The sequence below is a fragment of the Rhodococcus sp. PML026 genome (assembly GCF_000963615.1).
Classification (GTDB): Bacteria; Actinomycetota; Actinomycetes; order Mycobacteriales; family Mycobacteriaceae; genus Rhodococcoides; species Rhodococcoides fascians.
Window position 1 is genome coordinate 427,519 of record NZ_KQ031371.1, and the last position, 20,939, is coordinate 448,457.

19 protein-coding genes and 1 tRNA gene are annotated in these 20,939 nt (G+C 64.7%); 9 read left to right on the forward strand and 11 right to left on the reverse strand.

Annotated features, from left to right (window positions below; all coding sequences use genetic code 11):
- Positions 1-37: 37 nt before the first annotated feature.
- The 5 genes from VF34_RS09575 to VF34_RS09595 all read right to left on the reverse strand — a co-directional run bounded on the left by VF34_RS09575 (position 38) and on the right by VF34_RS09595 (position 5,418).
- Positions 38-454, reverse strand: a complete 417-nt coding sequence (locus VF34_RS09575) for an acyl-CoA thioesterase (protein ID WP_032399523.1) — start codon at positions 452-454, stop codon at positions 38-40.
- Position 455: 1 nt separating this feature from the next.
- Positions 456-2,135 carry an energy-dependent translational throttle protein EttA gene (ettA, locus tag VF34_RS09580; RefSeq protein WP_027497597.1) on the reverse strand — a complete coding sequence of 560 codons (1,680 nt, stop codon included), beginning with the start codon at positions 2,133-2,135 and terminating at the stop codon, positions 456-458.
- 125 nt (positions 2,136-2,260) lie between these two features.
- The gene (gene ssb, locus VF34_RS09585; RefSeq protein WP_032382727.1) at positions 2,261-2,749 is read right to left on the reverse strand and encodes a single-stranded DNA-binding protein; all 489 of its coding nucleotides are present in this window, start codon (positions 2,747-2,749) and stop codon (positions 2,261-2,263) included.
- Positions 2,750-2,914: 165 nt separating this feature from the next.
- The gene (locus VF34_RS09590) at positions 2,915-3,574 is read right to left on the reverse strand and encodes an IMPACT family protein (protein WP_045841284.1); all 660 of its coding nucleotides are present in this window, start codon (positions 3,572-3,574) and stop codon (positions 2,915-2,917) included.
- A gap of 47 nt (positions 3,575-3,621) precedes the next feature.
- The gene (locus VF34_RS09595) at positions 3,622-5,418 is read right to left on the reverse strand and encodes an ABC transporter ATP-binding protein (protein WP_045841285.1); all 1,797 of its coding nucleotides are present in this window, start codon (positions 5,416-5,418) and stop codon (positions 3,622-3,624) included.
- Between the two features lie 82 nt (positions 5,419-5,500).
- Between VF34_RS09595 and VF34_RS09600 the strand changes: the two genes are divergently transcribed.
- A complete protein-coding gene (locus VF34_RS09600) occupies positions 5,501-5,926 on the forward strand; it encodes a MarR family winged helix-turn-helix transcriptional regulator (protein ID WP_032382725.1) in 426 nt (141 codons plus the stop codon).
- 7 nt (positions 5,927-5,933) lie between these two features.
- Here the strand turns inward: VF34_RS09600 and VF34_RS09605 are convergent, their stop codons facing one another.
- Together VF34_RS09605 and VF34_RS09610 are read right to left on the reverse strand one after the other, a co-directional pair.
- A complete protein-coding gene (locus VF34_RS09605) occupies positions 5,934-8,012 on the reverse strand; it encodes a bifunctional copper resistance protein CopD/cytochrome c oxidase assembly protein (RefSeq protein ID WP_045841287.1) in 2,079 nt (692 codons plus the stop codon).
- Positions 8,013-8,056: 44 nt separating this feature from the next.
- Entirely contained in the window at positions 8,057-9,214 is a 1,158-nt protein-coding gene (locus tag VF34_RS09610) for an XdhC family protein (RefSeq protein ID WP_045841288.1), read from the reverse strand.
- 146 nt (positions 9,215-9,360) lie between these two features.
- Here VF34_RS09610 and VF34_RS09615 point away from each other — a divergent pair.
- From VF34_RS09615 to VF34_RS09625, 3 genes are all read left to right on the forward strand, one after another.
- A tRNA-Arg gene (locus VF34_RS09615) sits at positions 9,361-9,433 on the forward strand.
- 70 nt (positions 9,434-9,503) lie between these two features.
- Entirely contained in the window at positions 9,504-10,646 is a 1,143-nt protein-coding gene (locus VF34_RS09620) for a N(5)-(carboxyethyl)ornithine synthase (RefSeq protein ID WP_032406772.1), read from the forward strand.
- Positions 10,643-11,752 (forward strand): methyltransferase, encoded by a 1,110-nt coding sequence (locus VF34_RS09625; RefSeq protein ID WP_045841289.1) that lies wholly within the window; start codon positions 10,643-10,645, stop codon positions 11,750-11,752. Before VF34_RS09620 ends, VF34_RS09625 begins: the two co-directional genes overlap by 4 nt.
- 69 nt (positions 11,753-11,821) lie before the next feature.
- Here VF34_RS09625 and VF34_RS09630 read toward each other — a convergent pair whose 3' ends face one another.
- The 3 genes from VF34_RS09630 to VF34_RS09640 are packed head-to-tail and all read right to left on the reverse strand — an operon-like array spanning position 11,822 to position 14,424.
- A complete protein-coding gene (locus VF34_RS09630; protein ID WP_027497606.1) occupies positions 11,822-12,058 on the reverse strand; it encodes a hypothetical protein in 237 nt (78 codons plus the stop codon).
- Positions 12,059-12,081: 23 nt separating this feature from the next.
- Positions 12,082-13,266, reverse strand: coding sequence for a fatty acid desaturase family protein (locus tag VF34_RS09635; RefSeq protein ID WP_045841290.1), 1,185 nt, complete (start codon positions 13,264-13,266; stop codon positions 12,082-12,084).
- Between the two features lie 45 nt (positions 13,267-13,311).
- Complete coding sequence (locus VF34_RS09640; protein ID WP_045841291.1) at positions 13,312-14,424, reverse strand: ferredoxin reductase; 1,113 nt, start codon at positions 14,422-14,424, stop codon at positions 13,312-13,314.
- A 195-nt stretch (positions 14,425-14,619) separates the two neighbouring features.
- Between VF34_RS09640 and VF34_RS09645 the strand changes: the two genes are divergently transcribed.
- Together VF34_RS09645 and VF34_RS09650 are read left to right on the forward strand one after the other, a co-directional pair.
- Positions 14,620-15,246 (forward strand): TetR family transcriptional regulator, encoded by a 627-nt coding sequence (locus VF34_RS09645; RefSeq protein ID WP_027497609.1) that lies wholly within the window; start codon positions 14,620-14,622, stop codon positions 15,244-15,246.
- Positions 15,247-15,281: 35 nt separating this feature from the next.
- Positions 15,282-16,103, forward strand: coding sequence for an alpha/beta fold hydrolase (locus VF34_RS09650; protein ID WP_045841373.1), 822 nt, complete (start codon positions 15,282-15,284; stop codon positions 16,101-16,103).
- On the opposite strand, the gene VF34_RS09655 is transcribed toward VF34_RS09650, so the two are convergent.
- A complete protein-coding gene (locus tag VF34_RS09655; RefSeq protein ID WP_045841292.1) occupies positions 16,100-17,422 on the reverse strand; it encodes an MFS transporter in 1,323 nt (440 codons plus the stop codon). The two genes, VF34_RS09650 and VF34_RS09655, sit on opposite strands and share 4 nt — an antisense overlap.
- 83 nt (positions 17,423-17,505) lie before the next feature.
- Between VF34_RS09655 and VF34_RS09660 the strand changes: the two genes are divergently transcribed.
- The 3 genes from VF34_RS09660 to cmrA are packed head-to-tail and all read left to right on the forward strand — an operon-like array spanning position 17,506 to position 20,902.
- Positions 17,506-18,033, forward strand: a complete 528-nt coding sequence (locus VF34_RS09660; protein ID WP_032390923.1) for a PadR family transcriptional regulator — start codon at positions 17,506-17,508, stop codon at positions 18,031-18,033.
- Positions 18,003-20,075 carry an NADPH-dependent 2,4-dienoyl-CoA reductase gene (locus tag VF34_RS09665; protein ID WP_045841293.1) on the forward strand — a complete coding sequence of 691 codons (2,073 nt, stop codon included), beginning with the start codon at positions 18,003-18,005 and terminating at the stop codon, positions 20,073-20,075. Before VF34_RS09660 ends, VF34_RS09665 begins: the two co-directional genes overlap by 31 nt.
- A 23-nt stretch (positions 20,076-20,098) precedes the next feature.
- Positions 20,099-20,902 (forward strand): mycolate reductase, encoded by an 804-nt coding sequence (cmrA, locus tag VF34_RS09670; protein WP_032370197.1) that lies wholly within the window; start codon positions 20,099-20,101, stop codon positions 20,900-20,902.
- Positions 20,903-20,939 lie beyond the last annotated feature (37 nt).

Here is a 20,939-nt window from a genome sequence, read left to right on the forward strand (position 1 = left end):
AGATCTCGGGAACCAGCGCGTCAGGCCGATCCGGCAGTCAGGACGAATCGCTGTGGAGATACTCGCTCAGTGCAGTTCGTTCGTGTTCGCGCAGCGGCCTGGACGAGGAGGTGTCGAGGTCGAAGGCCACCATCAGTGCCTCCGCGTCTGCGCACACCGTTCCGTTTCGATCGGTGACGACGTGCCGGACGCCGTACGAGGTGGTTCCGACACGAGTGATCCACAGCTCGATCACCAGCGGGCCGGAGTCGTCCAGGATCGGGTGCAGGAAGTTGGTGGTCAACGTACGAACCACCACCGCGCCGCGACCTTTCGAGCCCCCCAAGACCGCGTTCAGAAACTGAACGCGGCCTTCCTGGAGGTACTCGACGAACCGGGTGTTGTTGACGTGCCCGAGGCGGTCGGAATCACCCCACCGCACCTGAAGTGTGCAGGTGAAGGTCTGTGCCGACATGTCAGTCTCGGGTCAGCTTCCGGTGCGTGACGCGGTGGGGACGCGCCGCGTCGGGGCCGAGCCGCTCGACCTTGTTGGCCTCGTAGCCCTCGAAGTTGCCCTCGTACCAGTACCAGGCAGCCTCGTTGTCTCCGAAGCCGCCTTCCCACGCCAGGATGTGGGTGCAGGTGCGGTCCAAGAACCACCGGTCGTGCGAGATGACCACGGCGCAACCGGGGAATTCCTCGAGCGCGTTCTCGAGCGATCCGAGTGTCTCGACGTCGAGGTCGTTGGTCGGCTCGTCGAGCAGGATCAGGTTGCCGCCCTGCTTGAGCGTCATTGCCAGGTTCAGACGGTTGCGCTCACCGCCGGAGAGAACTCCGGCGGGCTTCTGCTGATCGTGGCCCTTGAATCCGAACGAGCTGATGTACGCGCGGGACGGGAATTCCGAGTTGCCCACGGTGATGAAGTCCAGGCCGTCGGAGACCGTTTCCCAGACCGTCTTCTTCGAGTCGATGCCCGAGCGGTTCTGGTCGACATAGCTGAGCTTGACGGTCTGCCCGATCTTCACCTCGCCGCCGTCCGGCTCCTCGAGCCCGACGATGGTCTTGAACAGTGTCGTCTTGCCGACACCGTTGGGTCCGATGACGCCGACGATTCCGTTGCGCGGCAACGTGAACGACAGATCCTTGATCAACACGCGGCCGTCGAAGCCCTTGTCCAGGCTCTTGACCTCGACCACGACGTCGCCGAGGCGCGGCGGGTTGGGGATCTGGATCTCGTCGAAGTCGAGCTTCCTGGTCTTCTCGGCCTCGGCCACCATCTCGTCGTAGCGAGCCAGACGAGACTTGCTCTTGGCCTGGCGAGCCTTGGCACCGGAGCGAACCCAGGCGAGTTCGTCCTTGAGCCGCTTCTGCAGCTTCTGGTCCTTCTTTCCCGAGACCTCGAGGCGCTCGGCCTTCTTCTCCAGGTACGTCGAGTAGTTGCCCTCGTACGGGTACAGATGTCCGCGGTCGACCTCGGCGATCCACTGCGCGACGTGGTCGAGGAAGTACCGGTCGTGAGTCACGGCGAGAATGGCACCGGCGTAGGCGGCCAAGTGCTGCTCGAGCCACAGCACACTCTCGGCGTCGAGGTGGTTGGTCGGCTCGTCGAGCAGCAACAGGTCGGGCTTGCTGAGCAGCAGCTTGCACAGGGCGACGCGACGCTTCTCACCACCGGAGAGGTTGGTGACCGGGGACTCGGGCGGCGGGCAGCGCAGCGCGTCCATCGCCTGTTCGAGCTGCGAGTCGATCTCCCAGGCGTCGGCGTGGTCGAGCTTTTCCTGCAACTCGCCCATCTCTTCCATGAGCTCGTCGGAGTAATCGGTTGCCATCAGCTCGGCGATCTCGTTGTAGCGCTTGAGCTGGACCATCGTCTCGCCGAGGCCGTCCTCGACGTTCTCGCGAACGGTCTTGGTGTCGTCGAGAATCGGCTCCTGCATGAGAATGCCGACCGAGGCACCGGGAGCGAGGAACGCCTCACCGTTTCCGGGCTGATCGATTCCCGCCATGATCTTGAGGATGCTCGACTTACCGGCGCCGTTCGGGCCGACGACGCCGATCTTCGCTCCCGGGTAGAAGCTCATCGTCACGTCGTCGAGGATGACTTTGTCGCCGTGCGCCTTGCGCACCTTCTTCATGGTGTAAATGAATTCAGCCATGCCGCCCAGCTTATCGGTGCGGCCGCGTCGGAACACCATCGACCGAGTCCGCGCCGAGCCCACATCCGTCGTCCGCGGTCGTTCGCGGGTTGCATCCACCGGGGACGACGGATGTCGGCGGGCCGTCAGGCGGGTACCGCCTCGCGGATGTCGTCACCGATTCGATCGCGGTCCGGCTCGTCCTCCGGTGGTTCGGCGGCACCCCGATCGTCGTCGGTGAGTGCCTCGTCTGCAGGTACTTCGGGCGCGACCGTCCTGGTCCGCTGGATTGCCACGTTGCAGCGCGCAAGGTCCGGCCCGACGGCGCTGGCACGCATCTCGAGGTCGGATCGTTCGACGCCGTCGCGATTGGTGTATTCGTTGGTGCGCAGCTGTCCGTAGGCGATGATCGGATCGCCCTTCATCAACGATGCGCCGACGCCGCGCACGAGTCGACGCCAGCACGTGACCGTGAGATAGAGGGTGCCGCCGTCGGTCCATTCACCGGTGTTGCGGTCCTGCCGTCGGGCATTGCTCGCCATCCGGAAGCTGAGGACCTCGTCGCCGGTGGGCGTGGAGCGCTTGACGGGATTGGTGATGACGGTGCCCACAACAGCGCACTGAGCTTCGTACATGGTGTCTTCCTCTCGATGAATGTCGCGTGATTGCGATCGAGATCGACACTGCTACGCCGGAGCCGCCCGTGACGGACGTGTTCGCGAAATGTGGACAACCGCTGAGCCTGTGGATGAACGTCCAGGATCGGCTGGTCATGACGCCACTCGTGTCGGACCGGTGTGCTACTCGGTTGTTTCGACGTAGACGTGCCCACCGAGAGCCGGCACCACCCGTCCGGCGGTGAGCGACGCCACCAGCGCTGCAGTCGAATCGGCGTCTGCGACGGCGACGGTGAGCACGGCTCGAGTGTCGTAGGCGGTATCGAGCACCAAGGCCCCGTGTCCGCGTAACTCCGATTCGACGCGTCCCACCTCGGCGTGGTCGAGTTCGAGGGTCAGCACGTCGCGTCGCTCTCGGGTGAGAAACCGAGCCTGGGCAAGTGCCTCGGTGACCGCACCGCCGTACGCGCGGGCCAATCCGCCGGTACCGAGCTTGGTGCCGCCGAAATATCTGCCGACCACCGCGACCACGTTGGTCAGCCGATGACCGCGCAACACCTCGAGCATGGGCGTTCCTGCCGTGCCGCTGGGTTCGCCGTCGTCGTTGGATCGCTCGATGCGGTGGGTCGAGTCTTCGTCGACGACAACGATGCCTGCAGCCGAGGATTCGACGATGAATGCCGAACAGTGATGTCCGGCAGTCGGATCCGCTTTCCGCGCCGCTGCGATGACCGCGCGAGCGTCGGCCTCGGTGCTCGCCCGGTCCACCACGGTGACGAACCGCGATCTCTTGACCTCGGTCTCGCACACAACCCGGCCGGCGATCGTTCGAAACTCGCTCACGCGGCAGCCCAGCTCATGCAACAACCCTGATCATGCAACAACCCTGATCATGCAGCAACGCTGTCCACGACATCGTCTGCGGCACGGACCAATTGGGCGTACATACCGTCTTCGGCGAGCAGAGCCTCGTGGCTTCCGACTTCGCGCACGATGCCGTGATCGAGTACCGCGATGGCGTCTGCTGCACGCACGGTGGACAGGCGATGGGCGATCAGAATGGTGGTACGGCCGTGCATCAAACCGTCGAGCGCTGTCTGCACTGCGCGTTCGGTGCGATTGTCCAGGGCGCTCGTCGCTTCGTCGAGCACCAGAATCGGCGGGTTGCGCAGGACAGTTCGGGCGATTGCGATGCGCTGCTTCTCACCGCCGGAGAATCGGTAGCCGCGCTCGCCGACCATCGTGTCGTAACCGTCGTCGAGGCCGTCGATGAAGTCGTGAATCTGGGCCGTCCGAGCGGCAGCCACGATCTCGTCGTCGGTGGCGTCGGGTTTGGCGAACCGCAGGTTCTCCCTGATGGTGGCGTGGAACAGGTAGGTCTCCTGAGAGACGACGCCCACCAGGTCGGCAATGTTCTCCGACGCCAGGTGCCGCAAGTCGACACCGTCGATGGTCACCGATCCGGCTGTCGGATCATGCAGGCGGGCAACGAGGTATCCCAGCGTGGTCTTGCCCGATCCGGTTGCGCCGACGAGCGCGAGCGTGCTCCCGGCCGGTACATCGAGATCGATGTTGCACAGAGTCGGGACAGTCGCGGCGGCATAGGTGAAGTCGACGCCGCGGAATGCGACATCGCCGCGCACGCTCTCTCGCGAGAGTGTGACCGGGTGCTCGGGTTCGGCGACATCGATGGGCAGATCGAGATACTCGAAGACTCTGCCGAACAACGCCAAGGATGCCTGTACTTCGACGCCGGTGTTGAGCAATTGCATGGTGGGCCGGAACAATTGGGTCTGCAATGCGGTGAACGCGACCAGGGTGCCGATCGTCAATGCACTCCCCTGACCGATGGTGATGCCGGCGAACCAGTACACCAGAGCGGGCATCACGGCGAAGCTGATCTGAATTGTCGCCATCCGCCACTTGCCCGCCATCATCGCGGCCAGTTCGACACCGGCCACCTCGTGCGATCGGTCGGCGAATTTGTCGGTCAACGCCTGGGCGGAACCGGTGGTCTTGCCCAGAAGAATTCCACTGACGGACAGTGATTCCTCGATCTGGACGGACAGATCGCTGAGCAATTTCTGCCGCTTGGTCGAGATCCTGCGACGCTCGTCGCCGATACGTCGAGCGACTCGCACGAAGATCGGCAGGATGATCAGCGAGAACGTGGCGAGCTTCCAATCGAGCAGGAAGAGCGCGACCACGGTCGCAGCGACCGTCGTGGCGTTCTGCGCGATGGACGTCGCGGTGTTGGTGACGACGGATTGCATGCCGCCGATGTCGTTCGCGATACGCGATTGCACCTCACCGGTGCGCGTTCGCGCGAAGAATCCGAGGGACTGTCTCTGCAGGTGCGAATAGACCTGCACGCGCAGATCGTGCATGAGTTGCTGACCGACGCCGTTGGACATCCAGGTCTGCACCACGCCGAGAGTGTTGGTGGCGACTGCAACAGCGATCATGCCGACCGCGATGAGGCTGACGAGCGTGACGTCGCGGTCGGGAATTGCATGATCGAGGAGTTCGCGAAGAAGTAGAGGAGAGGCGAGCGCAATGATGGCGCTGGCCACGATGATCGCGCTGACGACAGCGATCTTGCGCCGGTAGGGCGTGAACAGAGCCAGGACTCGTCGGACTGGCGCTGGATCGGAAGCGAGTGGTACGCGTTCGGGACGGCTTTCCAAGTAGACCTCCGTGGTAGCTGAAGTAATATGCAGAGGTTACCTCACTATGAGGTTGTGAGCAAGCCTCGCTATGATCCGTCGTATGGACACCGGACACTCGCCCAACCTGAGCGATTCGTTCATGGCCGTTGCCCGAAGAATTCGGCGAAGCCACATGACCGCGCTGGAACCGTTCGGACTCAACCCGTCGCAGAGCAGGGCCATGCACGTCTTGGCGCGCGAACGAGAATCGGTCCGATTGCGTGATCTGGCCGAGCACCTCCGTATCGTCGCTCGATCGGCCACCGACATCGTCGACTCACTCGAAGCGGCAGAACTGGTGACGCGAGCGCCGGACCCGAGTGATCGACGCGCTGTCCTGGTCGAGCTGACCGACGCCGGCCGCGCCCTGCTCGACCGCGTCGACGAGGCACGACGTCAGGTGTCCGCGGACCTGTTCGACGGCCTCGAGCCGGCCGAACGCACCGAACTCGACCGGCTTCTGCACAAGATCGCCGGCAGCGACTGACGAGAAGCTACTGCCTGCCGTCGCGATCGCGACGGGCCAGCTCGGCGAACATCGCGTTGTGCGCGGCCAGGTCGGCGTCGTGGTCACGTTCGGCGGCTCTATCACCGCGCCTGGCGTCGCGATCGTCGCTGCGGGACCACTGGATCAGCAGTGCGAGCATGACCAGCACCAGAGGCACCTCGCCGGTTGCCCACGCGATGCCGCCACCGAGCTTCTGGTCCCCCAGTAGGTCGGAGTTCCAGTCGAGGCCGAGCGTGCGGTAGAACCAGGCACCCATGACTGTGTTCATGCTCATCAGCGCCACACCGAAGAACGCATGGAACGGCAGTGAGCCGAACACCACGGCGAGTTTGGTGACCGGAGCAATCTTGCGCGGAGACGGATCGACGCCGATGACCGTCCAGTAGAACAGGTATCCGCTGAGCACGAAGTGCAGGTTCATCAACAGATGAGCTCCGTGACTGTCCAGCACGGCCCCGAAGATTCCGCCGAGATAGAGCACGTAGAAGCCGCCCACGAAGATCAGCGCCGCGACGAGCGGGTGGGTGACGAACTGCGACAGTCGACTGTGCAGGCCCATCAGCAACCACTCGCGCATCCCCGGGACGCCGTCCTTGCCTGCCGCGGGCAGGACACGCAACGACAACGTCAGTGCACCACCGAGCGCGAGCAGAACCGGCGCGAGCATCGACAGCATCATGTGTCCGGTCATGTGCACGCTGAACACTGCCGTGGAATACCGTCCTATGCCCGACGACGTACTGATCAGCAGTGTGAGGCAGCCCAGGACCCAGGCGACGGTGCGACCGACGGGCCACGCGTCGCCGCGCAGTCGCAGCCGACGGACCCCGATCAGATACACCACGGCCATCACGATCGCGGCGGTGCCGAAGATCAGGTCGAAGCGCCAGTCGAAAGCCATACGAGCGAACGTCGGCGGTCCGCTGAGGTCGTATCCGAGCGCGGCCTCGGTCGGCGTCAGGTTCGGGTCGATCTCGGCGGGCGGTGGTGTTCGCCCGAGGCCGACGGCCAGACCAACGGTCGCGGCGAGAACGAGCACCTCGGCCCCGGCGAACCGGAGCAGCGGTCCACGGGCGGTGGGATCGGCGATCAGTGCGGGCAGAGCGCGGCGCCGCTGCATCCAGCCGAATCCGCCGAGCACGATCAACGCGAGAATCTTGCCCACGATCAGCAGGCCGTACGTCGTGGTGAACAGGTCGGCGAGGGACACCCGAACCAGGGCGTTGATGACTCCGCTGATGCCCATGACGACGAAGCAGACGCCGGCGATCGTGGAGAACCGCCGAGCAGCGACGTCGGTGTGCGCGCCGCGTCTGCGGACATGTGCAAGCAGTGCGAACAGCCCGCCCGCCCACAACGACGCGGCGCCGAGGTGCAGGATCAGCGAGTTGGTCGCGATGTCGTGCGATCCGCCCGCCGAGGAGTGACCACTGAGCGCAATGGGCAGCAGAGTGGCCAGCGAGAATCCGAGCAGCGCAGGCGTCCAGGACCACCGCAGTACCGTCCGCGATGCGATGGCGACGACGACGGCCATGATGGCCGTCCACCGCCATGCACTGGCGATCTCCACCTGATCCAGCGCGATCCACAGATTCGCCGGCTTCACGGCCTCGGCGAACGGCTGGCCGGAGGTGTCGGACAGCGTCAACGGCACGAGGAGAAGCGCACATACGGCCCAGACGATGGATGCGACCGAGCCGGTGCGAACCGCCCGGTAGCCGTCCACGTCGAGCACGCCGTTCTTCTGTGGCGGAACCAGGAACGCCGCCAGCAGGAACGAGCCGACCGCGATGACCGCTGCGATCTCACCGATCGCACGCAGGGCGGGCAGTCCGTAGGTGGTGGCCGGGCCGGGATCAGGGATACCGAGCAGGACCAACGCGTCCGACGCGGACAGCATGACGATCAGGGCAGCGACGACACCGGCGATGACGCCGGCAGTGACGAACACCGACGTGGTTGTCGAGCGGGGATCTGCACTGCCCGCACCCTCGTCCGACCGCACATCGCCGGTGGAGTCCCCGGCGTGCGACGGGTCGGTCTTGTCGAGATCCGGTGTGGCCATACCACCAGAGTAAGAGGTGTTCGGCAGTACTCGAAACGCGAGTCCTACACAGCGTCGTACTTTGCCCCGTCCTCGGCGTCCAGCGAGTCGTGGTGGATGCGTCCGTGCTGCTGCCGGAGAGGCGTGCCGCTCCCGCCCCATCTCTGGGCGATGATCTCCGCCGCAATGGACACCGCGGTCTCCTGCGGCGTGCGTGCACCCAGGTCGAGTCCGATCGGGCTCGACAATTGCGCGAGTTCGGTCTCGGTCACTCCTGCCGCCCGTAACCGGGCGATGCGGTCGTCATGGGTTCGCCGCGAGCCCATCGCTCCGACGAACGCCAGGGCCGGAATCCGCAACGCCACTTCGAGCAGTGGCACATCGAACTTCGGGTCGTGAGTCAACACACAGACCACGGTCCTCTCGTCCAACTCCCCCGCCGCCCACTGTTGGTTCAGGTAGTCGTGCGGCCACGCGACCACCACCTGCTCGGCAGCGGGAAAGCGCTGCGGGGTCGCAAACACGGATCGGGCGTCGCAGACGGTGACGCGGTAGCCCAGAAAGGCACCCTGCTGCGCAACCGCCGCAGCGAAGTCGATGGCACCGAACACGAGCATTCTCGGCGACGGCGCATGACTGGACACGAACACCTGCATTCCCCGACCGCGGCGCTGGCCGTCGGTTCCGTACGTCAGAACAGTCGAACGTCCCGCTGCAAGTAGCCCTTTCGCGTCGTCGGCAATGGCGGCGTCCGCCCGCGAGCTGCCGAGGGAACCGCGAATACCCGACTCCGTCAGAACTGCTCTCCGACCGACCCGTGTTGCGTCGGCATGAGCGATCACGGTGGCCACTGCAACCGGGACGTTGCGGCGCACGTTCGCCACGACGTCACCGAACTCGGGAAAGGTGTGCTTCGACACCGCCTGCACGAACACATCCAGCGTTCCCCCACACGTGAGCCCGACTGCGAATGCGTCGTCGTCCGACACCCCGTATCGAGTGAGTATCGGGGTACCGGACTGCATCACGTCGTGCGCCGACTCGTACACGGCACCCTCGACGCAGCCGCCGGACACCGAACCGGCGACCGCACCGTCCTGGCCGACCATCATCGACGCACCCACAGGACGCGGCGCGGAGTCGAATGTCTGCACAACCGTTGCCACCGCGGCCGCGTCGCCGGTCCGCCAGGCGTGCAGTAGCTCGTCCAGAATGTCGTGCATCGAACCTCCTTCGGGTGCCGGCCGGAACGTCTACGACATCACAGGCTTCCCCCTGCACTGCTCCCTCAACCCATGCCGGTGTGATCGCCGTAGGCGGAAAGGTACACTCGTCAACCGTGCTCGAGCGGGCCTGTCCGCGCGTGCCAGCCTCCGTAGCTCAGGGGATAGAGCAAGGGCCTTCTAATCCCTTGGTCGCAGGTTCGAATCCTGCCGGGGGCACCCTCTGACCAGCGCGAACGCTGGCCGACTCGCGTTACTGTGGTTGACTTCGCGTAACGAAGGGTTACACGTGCATCAGCTCACTCTCGGAGTCCTCTCACGTTCGCGCAAGCCCGATGAGCGTCGACTACCGATTCATCCTCTTCATTTCGATCGCATCGACGCCGACATTCGAAGCCGAATGTTCCTCGAATCCGGCTACGGCGAACCGTTCGGAATCTCCGACGAGCACCTGGCCACGCAGGTCGCGGGTATCGGCACCCGCGCCGAACTCATTGCTCGGTGCGACGTGATTCTGCTGCCGAAGCCTCAGGCCGAAGATCTCGAGTCTCTTCGACCCGGCCAGACGCTCTGGGGTTGGCCGCACTGTGTGCAGGACGAAAGGCTCACCCAGATCGCCGTCGATCGCAAGCTCACGCTGATCGCCTTCGAGGCCATGAACCACTGGACGCAGGACGGCTGGTTCAATCTTCATGTGTTCCACAAGAACAACGAATTGGCCGGGTACTGCTCGGTGCTGCACGCATTGCAGCTGATCGGTTCCACCGGGGACTACGGCCGCAGGTTGCGGGCCGCTGTCATCGGTTTCGGAGCCACGGCGCGCGGCGCGGTCACCGCGCTCAGTGCACACGGGATCCACGACGTCGATGTCCTCACTCAGCGTGGGGTCACGGCGGTGGGTTCGCCGATCCACTCGGCCAACATCGTCAATTTCGATCTCGACGACGCCGATCCCCGCCAGAGCCGAGCTCTGACTCCCGACGGTCGAATCCCACTCTCGCAGTTTCTGTCCGACCACGATGTGATCGTCAATTGCGTACTGCAGGATACGAACTCACCACTGACGTTCTTGGCGAACGAGGACCTGCCCACATTGACGCCGGGCACCCTGGTCGTGGACGTCTCGTGTGACGAGGGAATGGGATTCGAATGGGCTCGGCCCACGTCGTTCGCCGACCCGATGTTCACCGTCGGTGACAACGTGCACTACTACGCCGTCGACCACAGCCCGTCCTATCTGTGGAATTCGGCGACGTGGGAGATCAGCGAATCGTTGCTGCCCTACCTTCGCGTGGTTCTCGACGGGCCCGCGGCGTGGAGTGAGGACGCCACCATCGAGCGTTCCATCGAAATCAGGGAGGGTGTCATCGTGAACCCCAATATCCTTGCCTTCCAACATCGCAGTGCGGAGTACCCGCACACTGCAGCATGAGCGTCACGTGGGTCGAGGACGGCATCGAACGGTCCGCGCGATGGCAGTCGGAGAACGGTGCGCCGCCACCACGGGTGGTGCGGATCGTCGACGACGCGACGACGGCGGACGTGGCCTACAAGCTGGCGACGATCGGCGAGTCCCTGCTGTGGCGTGGCGATTACAACAACGCTCGCCAGCTCCTGTCGGCCATGACGCGGCGGGTACCACCGGCCACACAGCCCGAGAACGCGTCGCCCGCCGAGCGGTTCCACCTGCATCGTCAGTACCAGGCGCGGCGCGCACGGGTATTGGGAATGCTTCTGGTGCAACTCGATTCGGATCTACGGCTCGATCTCGGCCGAGCGCCGGAGGTGCGATCGGCCGTAGCGGAAGCACTGGGTTCCGATGCCTCGGCCTGCGTGCTGTCACTCCGTGAACTCCTCGGGATCATCGGCGCACACGAGTGGCGCCGCAAGGGAGTGTTCGTGCCGGCGCTGGACGCGTCCGTTCATCCCCACTACGGAGTGTTCTCGCCTGTCCGCGGTGAGTACATCCAGCTCGTCGCCGACGCACCGCTACCTGCCACGGACCGGGCTTTCGACATCGGGACGGGCTCAGGTGTGCTGGCTGCGGTACTCGCGCGCCGGGGCGTACCTGCGGTGGTGGCGACCGACAAGGACCCCCGATCGGTCGCGTGCGCCCGCGCCAATCTCGACGCACTCGGGTACAGCGATCGGGTCGAGGTGGTGCAGACCGACATCTTCCCGAGCGGCCGCGCGGGATTGATCGTCTGCAACCCGCCGTGGATCCCCACCAAGCCGACGTCGGGGATCGAGCATGCCGTCTACGATCCCGGTTCTCGCATGCTGAAATCGTTCCTCAGCCGCCTCGGCGGGCATCTGACGCCCGACGGCGAGGCCTGGTTGGTGTTGTCCGACCTCGCCGAGCTGCTCGGATTAGTCACGCGCACAGACCTTCTCGCGTCGATCGACAAGGCCGGCCTGACCGTCGTCGACCGGATGGACACCGTGCCATCGCATTCTCGAGCGACCGACGCCTCCGATGTTCTGCACGAAGCCCGGTCGCGCGAAACCACGTCACTGTGGAGACTGCGCCGCCGCTAGCCATCCGCGCCGAGACACGAGAAAGCCGCCCGAGCAATGCTCGGGCGGCTTCGTCGATCGTGCGGTGAGTCAGTGCCGGTCGCGGGTCTCGAACTCCCCGTTGATCACGGTGCCCAGCGGCGCGTCACGCTCGGCCTTCTTCGCGGCCTCGCGCATTTCGATTCCATCGGTGATCAGATCACCGATCTCGCGAGTGACGTCACGGACCGCTCCGGCGATGATCACCACGATTCTGCCGACGTGTGTCGCCGCAGACTCGGTGAAATCCTGCACGGTGTCCTTGTTGCGCTCGAACCTTCCCACCACCAGGACCGCCCCCTTCGAAGTCGTCACGCTGCGTCGGTCTTCTTACGCTCGACGATAACACTGGCCGGGGCAGCCGATCCGGTGAGCGAGTTGGGCAGAGCGAGCTTGAAGATCTTGCCCCACACGGTACCGATCTGGTGGAAGAAGCCGCCGGTGTTGTACGGCAGGTCGTACTTCTGGCACAGAGCCTTGACCTCGGGTGCGATCTGCGGGTAGCGGTGCGCGGGAAGATCCGGGAAGAGGTGGTGCTCGATCTGGTGCGAGAGGTTGCCGGACATGATGTGGAACAGCGGCGAACCCTCGATGTTGGCCGATCCGAGCATCTGACGGACGTACCATTCGCCCCGGCTCTCGTCGGCGGTCTCTTCCTTGCTGAAGGTCTGCACCCCCGTCGGGAAGTGGCCGCAGAAGATGATCGAGTACGTCCACACGTTGCGGATCAGGTTCGCAGCAACGTTGCCGACCACGGTCGAGGCGAAGAACGGCCCGGTCAGAGCGGGGAAGATGACGTAATCCTTGAGAGCCTGCTTGCCCGCCTTGCGCCACATTCCCTGCAGCAACGGCTTGACGTCGTGCCACTTGCGCTTACCGGCGACGATGTTCTCGGTCTCGAGGTCGTGCAGCATGACGCCCCACTCGAAGAACGTCATGAGCAGGAATGCGTAGACGGGGTTGCCGAGGTAGTACGGGTTCCACTTCTGGTCCTGATCCATGCGCAGGATGCCGTACCCGATGTCGCGGTCCATGCCGACGATGTTGGTGAACGTGTGGTGCATGTAGTTGTGCGAGTGCTTCCACTGGTCTGCCGGGCAGACTGTGTCCCACTCGAACACCTCGGAGTTCAGACCCGGCTCACGCATCCAGTCGTACTGGCCGTGCATGACGTTGTGGCCGATCTCCATGTTGTCGAGGATTTTCGCGACGCCGAGTGCGCCGACACCGGCGAGCCACGCCGGCGGGACGAAAGGCAGGTACATGAGTGCGCGTCCGGTGATCTCGAGCCCGCGCTGCGCCTTGATGATCTTGTAGATGTATTCGCGGTCCTCGTCGCCCAGTTTGGCGACGGTGCGGGCCCGCAGGTCGTCGAGTTCGCGGCCGAGCTCTTCGACCTGTTCGTACGTCAGTACGGTCGGCTCGTCAGGCAGCGTTTCGTTGCGTCGGAAGGGAATGACGGCGGTGGGCAGGATCGAGAGAATCGTTCCGAGCATCTGCTGATCTCCAATTCGATCGGGTGGTGGGCGGGAGCTCCGGGACTAGATGTCGATGTCGACGTCGCCGACGGCAACGGACACACAGAGCTGGATCTTCTTGTCGGATTCGGTGTCGGTCTCACCGGTCTTGATGTTCTTGGTGCAGCCGGACTTCTTCACCGAGGTGCAGGTGAAGCAGATGCCCATTCGGCACCCGTTGGCCGGCGACAGACCGGCTCCCTCGGCTTGTGCGAGCAACGTTGCACCGTCGTTCTCGGCGGCGACGTCACTTCCGGAGAACGTGGTGGTTCCCGTGACGTCGTCGCTCACGGTGGCGAAGGACGGTGTGAATTCCTCGAGGTGCAGTCGGTCGCCGAGCCCTGCGTCGTCGAAGAACGACGTCACGCCCTTCATCAGCCCGGGCGGACCGCACAGGAAGGTGTCCGCGTCTGCGAACCACGGTGCCACGGCGTCGAGGTGCTCCTTGCCGAAGAACCCGTGCAGGTCCCCGCCGGTCGTCTGCTCGGTGTACGCGAAGACGAGGTTCACGTTGTCGTGCTCGGCGGCGATCTTCTCGAGCTCCTGCTTGTACGCGACGTCGTTCTCGGTGTACGCGTAGTGCAGGAAGGTCAGGTCGCTGCTGTACCCCTCGTCCAGCAGCGACCTGAGCATGGACAGCACGGGCGTGATGCCGCTGCCGCCGCTGATCAGCAGCGTGCGCGCCGGGCGTGGCTGGGGAAGCTTGAACGAGCCGTCCGCCTGCGACAGGCTGACGACGAGGCCGACGTGGGCGTTCTTGTGCAGATACTGCGAGACCAGCCCCTCGGGGTGCGCCTTGATCGTCAGCTCGATTCGGCCGTCCTTGCGGTACTGCGAACAGGCCGGCGAGTAGCAGCGAGTCTGACGTACGCCGTCGATGACCACCCCGACCTGAACGAACTGGCCGGCCTGAAAGCCCTTCCACTGTCGGGTGGGGCGGATGGTGAGCGTCAGCGAATCTTCGGTGGACCGGTGTATCTCGGTCACTTCGCCGCGCAGATCACGAACGGTCGTCATGGGGTCGACCAGCTCCAGGTACCGATCGAGCGCGTGGGGCGTGGCCATTGCCTCGAACAGGGAAAGAAGCGAGAACTTGCGCGAACCCGTGGGTCGCGTCGGACGTTCTTGAAGCGTCATTCCATCCTCCCTAACCGGATCGAACCCTACGACCCATTCAGTGAACGATTGTGCACTAACATGAGTGTGACAGAGCGACACCGGTACCTGTCAACGTTTATGTGACCGCCATTACAGACCTCATGTGAAGTTCACGGGGACCGCGGAAGCAACCGGAGGGGAGATCACAGAGTGCCCGCCCATAAACTGGACGCCGTGACAGAACCGGGTACCCGCGCGGAGCGCAAGGAGCGCACGCGGCAGGCCTTGATCGACGGCACACTCGATCTGCTTCGCGAACGGTCGTTCGCGAGCGTGAGCCTGCGTGAGGTCGCGCGGTCCGCCGGCATCGTCCCCACCGCGTTCTATCGACACTTCGCGTCCATGGAAGACCTCGGGGTCGCGTTGGTCGAGGACAGCATGCGCATGCTGCGCCAGATGCTGCGCGACGCCAGACGCAACCCGAGTACCAAGACGGCCACCGAATCCTTCGGCATCCTGGTTCGTCAGGTCCGCAGCCACGAGGATCAGTTCCGCTTCCTCAGTCGCGAGCGCTACGGCGGAGTCACCGAGGTACGTCGCGCATTCGCCACCGAGCTCCGGCTGTTCGTCAGCGAGCTGACCATCGACCTCTCTCGCATGCCCGGTCTCGAACGATGGGACGTCTCCGATCTCGAGATGACGGCCGACCTCCTGGTCTCGACGATGCTGACGGCGGTGGTCGGTCTGTTGGAAATCGACCGACCGGGTAGTCAGAACGAGAAAGACCTCATCGAACGCACCGAGAAGCAGATCCGGATGATCATGCTGGGGATGAGCAAATGGGAACCGCGACGGGCTTGACCGTCGGGCACGAGCGCGAGCCGCGAAGGAGCATCATGACCACCGAGGTACACATCGGCGAGTACACGTTCGAGCTGGCGCAGGCAGGTCCCGTCGACGGCGTACCCGTCGTTGCGCTGCACGGCTTTCCACAGACCAACGCGTCGTGGTCGCGGGTGACCCCCGAATTGACGGCCGCGGGCTGCCGCGTCCTGGCCCCCAACCAGCGGGGCTACTCCCCCGGTGCCCGCCCGATCGGCGTCGAGCACTACCGCATCGAGCGTCTCACCGAGGACGTCCTCGGTCTGCTCGACGCCTTCGACCTGAACTCGGCGCACCTGGTGGGTCACGACTGGGGCGCTGTGGTCGCCTGGCATGTCGCCGCCGAGCATCCCGACCGCGTCCGAAGCCTCACTGCCGCATCTGTTCCGCACTCTGCGGCGTTCAACTGGGCCATTCGCGAGGACCCGGACCAGCAACAGCGGTCCCAGTACTTCGGCTTGCTTCGCGAACCCGAGAAGGCCGAACGAGTGCTGACCGAGAACGACGCCCAACGGCTCCGCGCGATGTTCGGGGCCGAAAGCCTCGACGACGAATACGTTCGCCATCTGACGGTGCCGGGAGCACTGACGGCTGCGTCGAGTTGGTATGCCGCGATGACGCGGGAGTTCGCGAACCTACCTGCGGTGACGGTGCCGACCACCTACGTGTGGAGCAACGGCGATACCGCCATCGGTCGAGCCGGCGCGGAGCGCTGCGGCGAGTTCGTCGATGCGCCGTACCGATTCGTCGAACTCGACGGCATCTCCCACTGGATCCCCGAGGAAGCCCCCGACAGACTCGCAGCCGAGATCTTGGATCGTATCGGGTCGGTCTAAACCTGTTCCGGGGCGCGAACTTTCAGCAATGCCAGCAGCCCGGCGGCGAGGACGATGATCAGCCCGGCGATACCCGCGCGGTCGGCGTCGAACATCCACACGAACAGCCCGAACAGCGAGGGCGCGAGAAACGACGCGGCCCGACCCGTCGTCGCGAACAGTCCGAAGAACTGCCCCTCGCGCCCGGGCGGTGCCAGTCGGGCCAGGAAGGTGCGCGCAGACGATTGCGCGGGCCCCACGAACAGACACAGGATCAGCCCGAAGATCCAGAACATCGTCGGGCCCGACACGAACAGCAGAATGGTTCCGGCACCGATCATCGACGTCAGGGAGAAGACGATGACCTTCTTGGGTCCGATTCTGTCGTCGAACCGTCCGGCCACGATGGCACCGAGGCCTGCGATGACATTGGCGGCGACGCCGAACAGCAGTACGTCCGCCGCGCCGATGCCGTAGACGCTGACGGCGAGAACGGCCCCGAAAGTGAACACGCCCGCCAGTCCGTCTCGGAACAGTGCGCTGGCGATCAGGTAGTAGACGGCACGCCGGTCTGCGCTCCACAACTCGCGCACATCACGAAAGAGAACGCGATAGGACTCCGCGAAGCCGGCCTGTGCCGCCTCGGGATCGGCGATGGCCCTGGGCACTTCGGGAACCGCAAACATCACCGGGATGGCCGAGACGGCGAACCAGACGGCCGCCAGCACGGCGACGAGCCTGATGTTGAGCCCACCGTCGGTGGTCAGCCCCAGCAGGCCCCGAGTGTCGCCGTCCCCGACGATGAAGCCCAGGTAGCACAGAAGCAGTAGGACGATTCCACCGAAATAGCCCATCGCCCAACCGAATCCGGACACGCGTCCGATATTGGCCGGGGTGGAGACCTGCCGCAGCATCGAGTTGTACGGAATACTGGCCAGCTCGAACATGATGGAACCGAGACCGAGCAGCAGCAGCCCGAGCCACAGATAGTGGTAGTCGTCCTGTACGAAGAACAAGCCGGCCATGGCCACGACCGTCAACGCGGTCAATAGCCCCAGCAGCCATTTGCGCTTGCCGCGCGCGTCGAAGTACTGCCCGCACACCGGCGCGAGCAGTGCGATGACGACGCTGGACGCGGCGATCGACCAGCTGAACCACGTGGTCGCCGAGATGGATCCGGGTAGGTCGTCACCGACGGCATCGGTGAGATACACCGAGAACACGAACGTGAGAATGACGGCATTGAACGCGGCCGATCCCCAGTCCCAGAACCCCCAGGCGGTGACCTGCTTGCGCGTTGTGGCGACTCCGACGACAGCGGCCTCCGGCTGGGTTCCCATGGTTGCCAACACTAGCCCGCGACGGGCCCACATTTGGGTGCACCTAGTTGCATAGTCACCACGTTGCATACATACTCTCGGGTGTGGCTTTGGAACACGCGATTCTGGTCTCCCTCACCGAGCTGAGCGGCTCGGGGTACGAGCTCGCCCGACGGTTCGACAAGTCCATCGGCTTCTTCTGGAGTGCAACTCACCAGCAGATCTACCGCACTCTGACGCGGATGGATGGAGCGGGCTGGATCACCGGCGAGGCAGTCGCGCAGGACGGCCGACCCGACAAGAAGGTCTATTCGGTCAGCGCTGCGGGCCGAGGCGAACTCGATCGGTGGATCGCCGCGCCGACCGATCCCTCGCAGCTTCGCGAGGAGCTCGCCGTGAAGATTCGCGGAGCGGCCAACGGTGACATCGAAGCGTTGAAAGTCGAAGTCGCCCGCCACCGCGACGTACATGCCACCCGTCTCGACGTGTATCGACTGATCGAGAAGCAGGACTTTCCGGCCCCCGCTGCCCTGACCGGTACCGCGCTGCATCAATACCTGGTGCTCCGCGGCGGGATTCGTGTCGAAGAAGGATTCACCGAATGGTGCACCGAGGTATTGGAGAAACTGTGAAGACCGAGCAGACCACTGGTCCGTACCCGATTCTGTTGTCGCCATTGAACGTCGGCGCAACCACGCTGAAGAACCGCGTGATCATGGGATCGATTCACACCGGCCTCGAAGATCGCGCCCGCGACACCGGCCGCCTGGCTGCCTACTTCGCCGAGCGGGCCCGCGGCGGAGTCGCACTCATCATCACCGGGGGTTACGCCCCCAATCGCACCGGGTGGCTGTTGCCGTTCGGGGCCAAGCTGACCAACCGCATCGAGGCCCGTCGGCACCGCCGGATCACCACTGCCGTGCACCGCGAAGGCGGCAAGATCGCGCTCCAGATCCTCCATGCCGGACGCTATTCCTACCAGCCGCTGAGTGTGTCGGCATCGTCGATCAAGGCTCCCATCAATCCTTTTCGGCCCAGGCGATTGACCTCGAGGGGCGTTCGCTGGCAGATCAGAAACTTCGTGCGGTGCGCCCGACTCGCACAGAGCGCCGGCTACGACGGCGTCGAAATCATGGGCGGCGAAGGCTACTTCATCAACCAGTTCCTCTCCGAGCGCACCAACAAGCGACGCGACGAATGGGGCGGTTCTGCGGAGAACCGTCGCCGAATGGCAGTCGAGATCGTGCGACAGACGCGGGCTGCGGTTGGCCCGGACTTCCTCATCGTGTTCCGGCTGTCGATGGCCGACCTCGTCGAGGAGGGCCAGAGTTGGAACGACATCGTTGCCCTCGCCGAGGACGTCGAGGCCGCAGGCGCGGACATCATCAACACCGACATCGGCTGGCACGAATCGCGGGTGCCGACCATCGTCACCTCCGTCCCCAGGGCGGCGTTCGCCGACATCACCGGCAAGCTCGAAAAATACGTGAGCATCCCTGTCGCCGCGTCCAACCGCATCAACATGCCCGAGATCGCCGAGAACATCCTCGCCCGCGGCGACGCGCAGCTGATCGCGATGGCCAGGCCGATGCTCGCCGATCCGTTCTGGGTCGAGAAGGCTGCTTCCGATTCCGCGGATCGAATCAACACCTGCATCGCCTGCAATCAGGCCTGCCTCGACCATGCCTTCGTACACAAAAAGGTCTCGTGCCTGGTCAACCCTCGCGCCGGTCGCGAGATCGACCTGCAGTTGTTGCCGACGAAGAAGACCAAGAAGGTGGCGGTCGTCGGGGCCGGGCCCGCCGGACTGTCTGCGGCGCTCACCCTTGCGCAACGCGGACACGCTGTCAGCCTGTTCGAGGCCAGGAGCGAGATCGGCGGCCAATTCGGTATCGCCCGTCTGATTCCCGGCAAGGAAGAGTTCGCCGAGACCATTCGCTACTTCTCCACCGCTCTGCGCGACGCGGATGTTGCGGTACACCTCGATACTCGGGTTACCGCCGCAGAACTCGCCGCGGGCGAATTCGACGAGGTGGTCCTGGCCACCGGTGTCACTCCCCGGATGCCGCAGATCCCAGGTATCGATCACCCGTCCGTGCTCTCGTACGCGGAACTGGTGCGCGACGGTAGGGCCGTCGGCGACCGGGTCGCGGTCATCGGTGCCGGCGGTATCGGCATCGACATCTCCGAGTTCCTCACCACCGACGCCTCCCCCACGCTGGACCTGAAGGAATGGAAGCAGGAGTGGGGAGTCACCGAGCCCGAGGCCGCGCCGGGCGCGTTGACCACCCCGGTGCCGGCCGCATCTCCTCGGGAGGTCTACCTCCTGCAACGCAAGCCGGGACGTATCGGGGCCGGTCTCGCGAAGACCACCGGGTGGGTTCACCGCGCAGCGTTGAAAGCCAAAGGCGTGCATCAGCTTTCGGGGGTGAACTACGAGAAGATCGACGATGCGGGCCTGCACATCTCGTTCGGCGAGAAGCACGAACGCCCACGCTTGCTCGAGGTCGACACCATCGTGATCTGCGCGGGCCAGGAGTCGGTCCGGGATCTGGTCGACGAGCTGAAGGCCGCGGGCACCACCACACACATCATCGGCGGTGCGGACGTGGCGGCAGAGTTGGACGCCAAACGGGCGATAGAGCAGGGCACCCGGCTCGCGGCCACGATCTGATCTGTCCGCTAGCCTGTCTCACCGTGAGCCTGCCCAAGCCCAGCCCCGATGCCCGCGCCGTCGTCACCGGAGCCTCCTCCGGTATCGGTGAAGCCCTGGCCACCGAACTCGCCACCCGTGGTCACTCGCTGATCGTCGTGGCCCGACGCGGCGAACTGCTCGAGGCGCTGGCCGCGAAGCTCACCGCCGAGCACGGCGTCACCGTCGAGGTGCGGGCGTCGGATCTGTCCAACCGCGAGCAGCGCCAGGAGCTGGTCACCGAGCTCTCCGAGCGTGAGATCTCGATCCTGTGCAACAACGCAGGCATCGCGACGTTCGGACCGGTGGCCGGGCTCGATCCCGCGTACGAGCGTGATCAGGTGGAGCTCAATGCCGTTGCTGTACACGACCTCACGTTGGCGGTCATGCCCGGCATGATCGGTCGCGGAGCAGGCGGCATCCTCATCACCGGTTCTGCGGCGGGCAACATGGCCATCCCCAACAACGCGACCTACGCCGCGACGAAGGCCTTCGTCAACACGTTCTCGGAGTCACTGCGCGGTGAGCTCGCGGGCACCGGCGTCAACGTCACCCTGCTCGCTCCAGGCCCGGTCCGCACCGAGACACCCGACCCGGCCGATGCGTCGATCGTCGACAAGATGGTTCCCGACTTCCTGTGGATCGACAGCGCCTACACCGCGAAGCTGTCACTGGACGGCCTGGCGAAGAACAAGATGCGCGTCGTTCCCGGCCTGCTCAGCAAGGGCATGTCGGTAGCCGGGCAGTACAGCCCGCGCAGCATTTCGGCGCCGATCATCGGCAGCTTCTACAAGAAGCTCGGCAGCTAGTACCCGAATCCTGGTCGTTCCGCGGGCTCCACTCCCG